This window comes from Caballeronia sp. (genome assembly GCF_049581465.1).
GTDB lineage: Bacteria > Pseudomonadota > Gammaproteobacteria > Burkholderiales > Burkholderiaceae > Caballeronia.
This window is the reverse complement of the sequence record NZ_JBAUSA010001338.1, coordinates 1-5,571: the sequence shown is the minus strand read 5'-3', so window position 1 is coordinate 5,571 and position 5,571 is coordinate 1. Positions and strand designations below refer to the sequence as shown.

5 protein-coding genes are annotated in these 5,571 nt (G+C 59.2%); 3 read left to right on the top strand and 2 right to left on the bottom strand.

Annotated elements, in window-relative coordinates; all coding sequences use genetic code 11:
• Positions 1-18: 18 nt before the first annotated feature.
• A complete protein-coding gene (gene glgX, locus WCA53_RS32390) occupies positions 19-2,223 on the bottom strand; it encodes a glycogen debranching protein GlgX (RefSeq protein WP_423921475.1) in 2,205 nt (734 codons plus the stop codon).
• Between the two features lie 300 nt (positions 2,224-2,523).
• Here glgX and mscL point away from each other — a divergent pair, with 300 nt between their 5' ends.
• The 3 genes from mscL to WCA53_RS32375 all read left to right on the top strand — a co-directional run bounded on the left by mscL (position 2,524) and on the right by WCA53_RS32375 (position 4,370).
• Positions 2,524-2,991 (top strand): large conductance mechanosensitive channel protein MscL, encoded by a 468-nt coding sequence (gene mscL, locus WCA53_RS32385; RefSeq protein WP_423921472.1) that lies wholly within the window; start codon positions 2,524-2,526, stop codon positions 2,989-2,991.
• A gap of 339 nt (positions 2,992-3,330) precedes the next feature.
• Complete coding sequence (locus WCA53_RS32380; RefSeq protein ID WP_423921469.1) at positions 3,331-3,822, top strand: hypothetical protein; 492 nt, start codon at positions 3,331-3,333, stop codon at positions 3,820-3,822.
• Positions 3,823-4,160: 338 nt separating this feature from the next.
• Complete coding sequence (locus WCA53_RS32375) at positions 4,161-4,370, top strand: dodecin (RefSeq protein WP_423921465.1); 210 nt, start codon at positions 4,161-4,163, stop codon at positions 4,368-4,370.
• Between the two features lie 162 nt (positions 4,371-4,532).
• Here the strand turns inward: WCA53_RS32375 and WCA53_RS32370 are convergent, their stop codons facing one another.
• Complete coding sequence (locus WCA53_RS32370; protein ID WP_423921478.1) at positions 4,533-5,561, bottom strand: BMP family ABC transporter substrate-binding protein; 1,029 nt, start codon at positions 5,559-5,561, stop codon at positions 4,533-4,535.
• Positions 5,562-5,571: the final 10 nt, after the last annotated feature.

Below are 5,571 nucleotides of genomic sequence, written 5' to 3'. Positions count from 1 at the left end.
GAATGATAGCGGGTCCCGTTACCCGGTCACGAGATCTCCTTCGGGCGGCACCTCATCGGTCAGGGCGTGTTCCAGGCGTTCGAAGATCCGCTTGGTCGCGCCGCGCGCGTGCAGCGCGAACAGCAGCAGCGACCGCCCGGTCACCTGGTACACGCCACCCGCATCGAAATCCTCGAGTTCCTCGCGGATCGGCGCGTTCGTGTCGATAAGGCAACTCCACTGGTCGCTGCCGGGGATATCGGGCAAGGTCAGGTCGACCACATCGTGATGTGCGTTGATCACGAGCAGCAAGGTGGCGTCGGAAGCGGGCCGACGAATGCCCGTGGCCTGCGCCCGGCCGTCGATCACGAGCGCGAAGCACCGCATCGACGGATCGTCCCATTGTTCCGGCGTCAGTTCTTCGCCCGACGGACTGAGCCATTTGACATCGGCGACTTGCAGGTCCTCGTGGAACTCCCCCGTCAGAAAACGTCCACGACGCAGTACCGGCAGCGTATGCCGCAAGGTCGTGAGCTTGCGCACGAACTCGATGAGCGCCCGGCCCTCTTCGTCGATATCCCAATTGACCCAGCTGATGTCGTCGTCCTGGCAGTAGGCGTTGTTATTGCCTTGTTGCGTGCGGCCGAATTCATCGCCGGCGAGGATCATCGGCGTGCCTTGCGAGAACAGCAGCGTGGCCAGCATGTTGCGCTTCTGGCGCTCGCGTAGCGTTCGAATCTCAGGGTCGTCCGTCGGACCTTCGACGCCGCAATTCCACGAGCGGTTGTCCGAGCTGCCGTCGTTGTTGTCCTCGCCGTTCGCGTCGTTGTGCTTTTCGTTGTACGACACAAGGTCGTTCAGCGTGAAGCCGTCATGCGCCGTGATGAAATTCACGCTCGCCCACGGCCGCCGCCCGCGATGATTGAACTTGTCACCTGACCCGGTGATACGCGTGGCCAGTTCAGCCGCCACGCCCTCCTCGCCCTTCCAGAACTCGCGCACGGTGTCGCGATACTTGTCGTTCCATTCAGCCCATCCGGGCGGGAAACCGCCGACCTGATAACCACCGGGACCGCAATCCCACGGTTCTGCAATGAGCTTCACGCTCGACAGAATCGGGTCTTGCCGGCAACTGTCGAGGAAACCACCGCCTTCATCGAAACCATATGTCTCGCGACCAAGAATGGTCGCGAGATCGAAACGAAAACCATCGACGTTCATCTCCGTCACCCAATAACGCAAGCTGTCGGTAACCATTTGCAGCACACGCGGATGCGACAGGTTGAGCGTGTTGCCCGTGCCCGTGTCGTTGATGTAATAGCGCGGCTCATCAGGCATCAGCCGATAGTACGACGCGTTATCGATACCCTTGAACGACAGCGTCGGCCCGCGCTCGTTGCCTTCCGCCGTGTGGTTGTAGACGACGTCGAGGATGACCTCGAGGCCGGCTTCATGGAAGCGGTCGATCATCTGCTTGAGTTCGGCGACCGCGCCCGGGCCTTGCGCGAAAAATCGCGGATCGGCGGCGAAGAAACCAATGGTGTTGTAGCCCCAGTAATTGGTGAGGCCCTTGTCGGTGAGATGGCTGTCGTTTACGAATGCCTGGATCGGCAGCAGTTCAACCGACGTTACGCCGAGATGCTTGATGTGGTCGATGACTTCCTTCGTGCCCAGTCCCTCGAACGTGCCGCGCAAATGTTCGGGAACCGCCGGATGGCGCTTCGTGTAACCACGCACATGGGTTTCGTAGAAGATGGTCTGTTCCCACGGCACGCGCACGCGGGTCGGGTGCGTCCAGTTGAAGCTTGTGTCGACCACCTGGCACTTTTGCACGAATGGCGCGCTGTCGCGTTCGTCGAAGGTGAGATCGTCGCCCTCTGCGTCGAGCGTATAGCCGAACACGGCCGGGTCCCACGTAAGCTCGCCGACATGCGCCTTCGCGTACGGGTCCAGCAAGAGCTTGTTCGGATTGAACCGATGGCCGTTTTCCGGCTCATACGGCCCATGCACGCGATACCCATACGTGGTGCCAGGCCGCACGCCGAACAGATAGACATGGAAGACCTCATCCGTGTATTCCGGCAGTTCGATCCGTTCGAGCTCCCGCTCGCCTTTTTCGTCGAAAAGGCATAGTTCCACCTTCGTGGCATTGGCGGAAAACAACGCAAAGTTGACGCCTTCGCCGTCCCAGGTCGCGCCCAGCGGGAACGGCGAGCCTTCGGCAATGCGGATATCGTGAGCCATATATGCGTAAGTCCAGAAGTTGATAGCGGGAGATTGAGCGCCGCGTCGTTGCTGTGTTTATCGTAGAAACTGCCAGCAGGATGCATGCCACGATGGCGCTGCTGCCCAACTCCGACTGCCCAGATTCCTCACCGGCGCCCCGGAAAATCCCCGACACCATACGGATCGATTGGCTATCATTGCCGTTATTCGGTGCGCGATCAGAAATAACAATATGACGAAACCTCGTCACCACCCGCTTTTCCGATGGCATATGCCTTGCTGTCCACTGTCCTTAACTTTTTCCGGAGGAAGCCAAGCATGAGCATGATTGAGGAATTCAAGAGTTTCGCCCTCAAGGGCAATGTCATGGACTTGGCGGTCGGGGTGATTATTGGCGGAGCGTTTTCGACGATCGTCAATTCGATCGTCAAGGACTTGATCATGCCAATCGTCGGACTGGTGACCGGCGGGCTCGATTTTTCCAATATGTTCATCAAGCTCGGTGAGATACCGCCAACGTTCAAAGGTAATCCCGGTTCGTATAAGGACTTGCAGACCGCAGGTGTCGCCGTATTCGGCTATGGCTCATTCATCACCGTGCTGATCAATTTCATCATCCTGGCGTTCATCATTTTCCTGATGGTCAAGTTCATCAACCGCTTGCACGCGACGAGCGACGAGGCACCCCCGGCACCCCCTCCAACTCCGGAAGACGTGCTCCTGCTGCGAGAAATCCGTGACTCGCTCAAAACGGCACCTGCCGGATCGATCGCCCCCGGCGCCTGATCCTGACGCATGGCAAGGCCTACAAAGCCCGCAACTTTTGTCGCGGGCTTTGTCGTTTTTGCATCATGTTTTCGGAGCAATGCACCCCGCGGACATCGTTTCTACTTTTCCTCGTGAATTTTTATCGCAGCGGCGATTGCTAGGTCTATTATTGAGACAGATGCCAAGCGAGCCGCAGCAGGAAGATCGGCATGATTCGTGCGCACACTTGAGGGCCGGCTCATCTTTGTCCGGCACGCAGTGTCGCGAAGCCGGATCGCCGTGAATCCACCACTTCGATGTGCTATAAAAGATCGATGTGTCCAGACAACGAGCGGCCCGCCAGACGGGAGTTGCCGCATGAGGACGCTGCGTTTTTTGCAATTCTTTTTCAGGCGAATTTTTATGTCCTTCCCGAAAAAGCGTAGACGCGCGAAGGTCGATGGCGACGAGTCTTTCCTCGCCGTGCTAAGGCATTTCAAGCCTTTCGGCCAACTCGACACCAAGATTGCGCGCGCTCGCGCCCAGGACGAGCCGGTGCTTTACGCCCATGTGCTTCCCGGTCTCGACGTCCTGCTTTGCAGCGTGCGTGGTGCGCAACCACCCTATCCGGCGACCGACGAACTGCGCAAACGATGTATCGAATGCATTACGAATGCGCTCGAACAACCCCTCGACGGTCTCGAGAACGGCGGTTACTGGTACGAAGCAAATGGGTTTGGTTTTCTCGTGTTTGCCAGCCGGGCGCGCACGCAAATCCTGAGCGAGTTCGGTGCATCGGCCAGTGCGCGTTCGCGTCGCGGGGCGCGCAGGCAAGATGCCGGCGATGCGGCTTCGCGTCCGCTTCGCTGAACGGTTGCGGGCTGGCCGACGAGGTATTGTCGGCCAAGCTGCCTTCGCGGCTGTTGAGCGCGAGATAGGAAATCCAAAGACCCAAAAATCCGACAGCCAGCCCGCCGGTCGTTTTTTTGCACTGTCCCAACGTCCAACCATTCGGGCTTTCCCCAAGCCCGAATCATCGAGTGTGTTGTTTCTTTCCCCGCCGGTCATTCGCGTCAACAACCAGGCGCAAAAACCGTCTATCTTTGTTGAAGGCCAACGTATCGCTCGGGCCTGCGATTTGCTGCCATGGACCGCGCAGCAGGCGGACTGCGCCACGCTAGTCCGGCATCCAGTCTCAAGGAGATAACATGACAGATCACGTGTACAAGACTATCGAACTCACCGGCTCGTCGAAGCAGTCTAGCGACGATGCCATTTGCGTGGCGTTGTCGAAAGCCTCCGCAACTCTGCGCAACATTCATTGGTTTCAAGTGACTGACACGCGCGGGAATGTGGAAGACGGCAAGGTCGCGCATTGGCAGGTTACGCTCAAGGTTGGCCTGCGAATCGACGATTAGGATTAATCGCGACGCAGACCGACGAAGGCCGCACTTCCACAGGAGTGCGGCCTTTTTTATTGATGCAGCGGGACGAATGCAGCGCAGCGCGCAAGATGCGAAAACCACTACCGCGTGGCTGCTGCTGACCACTTTCGCACGATTGGAAACGCCCCGCCAATATTACTTCGGCAGCGCCCCGTCCACGCCTTCCACGTACCAGTTGATGCGTTGCAGTTCCGGGTCCGTCAGGTTCGTGCCTGCCGGGATCTTGACCGCGCCCGACTGATCCTTCACCGGACCCATGAATACGTCCCACTTGCCGCTTTGCAGCTCGGCCCGCTTCGCGGCGACCGCATCCATCGCCTTGGCCGACACTACCGTCGTGTTCACGTCCTCGAGATCCACGGCCTTATCAGGCATTCCAAGCCACACGGGATCCGTCTTGACGCCGCCTGCCAACAGTTGCGAGACCATCCTGTCGTAGTACACGCCCCAGTGCGACACGACCGAACCCAGATGCGCACTCGGCCCAAACTTCTTCATGTTCGAATCCCAGCCAAATGCATAGACCTTCTTCTCGGCCGCGGTCGCGAGCGTCGCGTTCGAATCGGTGTTTTGCAGCAGCACGTCGGCGCCCTGCCCGATCAGCGTTTCGGCCGCCTGCTTCTCCTTGCCTGGGTCGAACCAGCTATTGATCCAGATAACCTTCGTGTGGACCTTGGGATTCACCGAGCGCGCGCCCATCGTGTAGGCATTGATATTGCGAATCACCTCGGGAATCGGCACCGATGCCACGAAGCCCAGCGTATTCGTCTTCGTCACGTAGCCAGCCGCCACGCCCGCGAGATACGCGCCCTGGTACATGCGATTGTCGTAGACGCCGAAATTCTTGGCCTTCTTGTAGCCCGTCGCCGTCAGGAACGTGATGTCGGGAAAGTCGCGTGCCACCTTCAGTTCGAAGTCCTGGTAACCGAAACTGGTCCCGACGATCACCTTGTTACCCTTTGCGGCCAGGTCGCGGAACACGCGCTCGGAGTCCGCCGATTCAGGCACGTTTTCCACGCGCGTGATCTTGATCTTGCTACCGTACTTGGCCTCCACCTCCTTCGTGCCGGCGTCGTGCGCGAAGGTCCAACCGGCGTCGCCGGGGTTGCCCAGGTAGACGAACGCAACGCCCGGGGCATCGGCGGCATGCGCGAGCGGGGCCACGGTGGCGGAC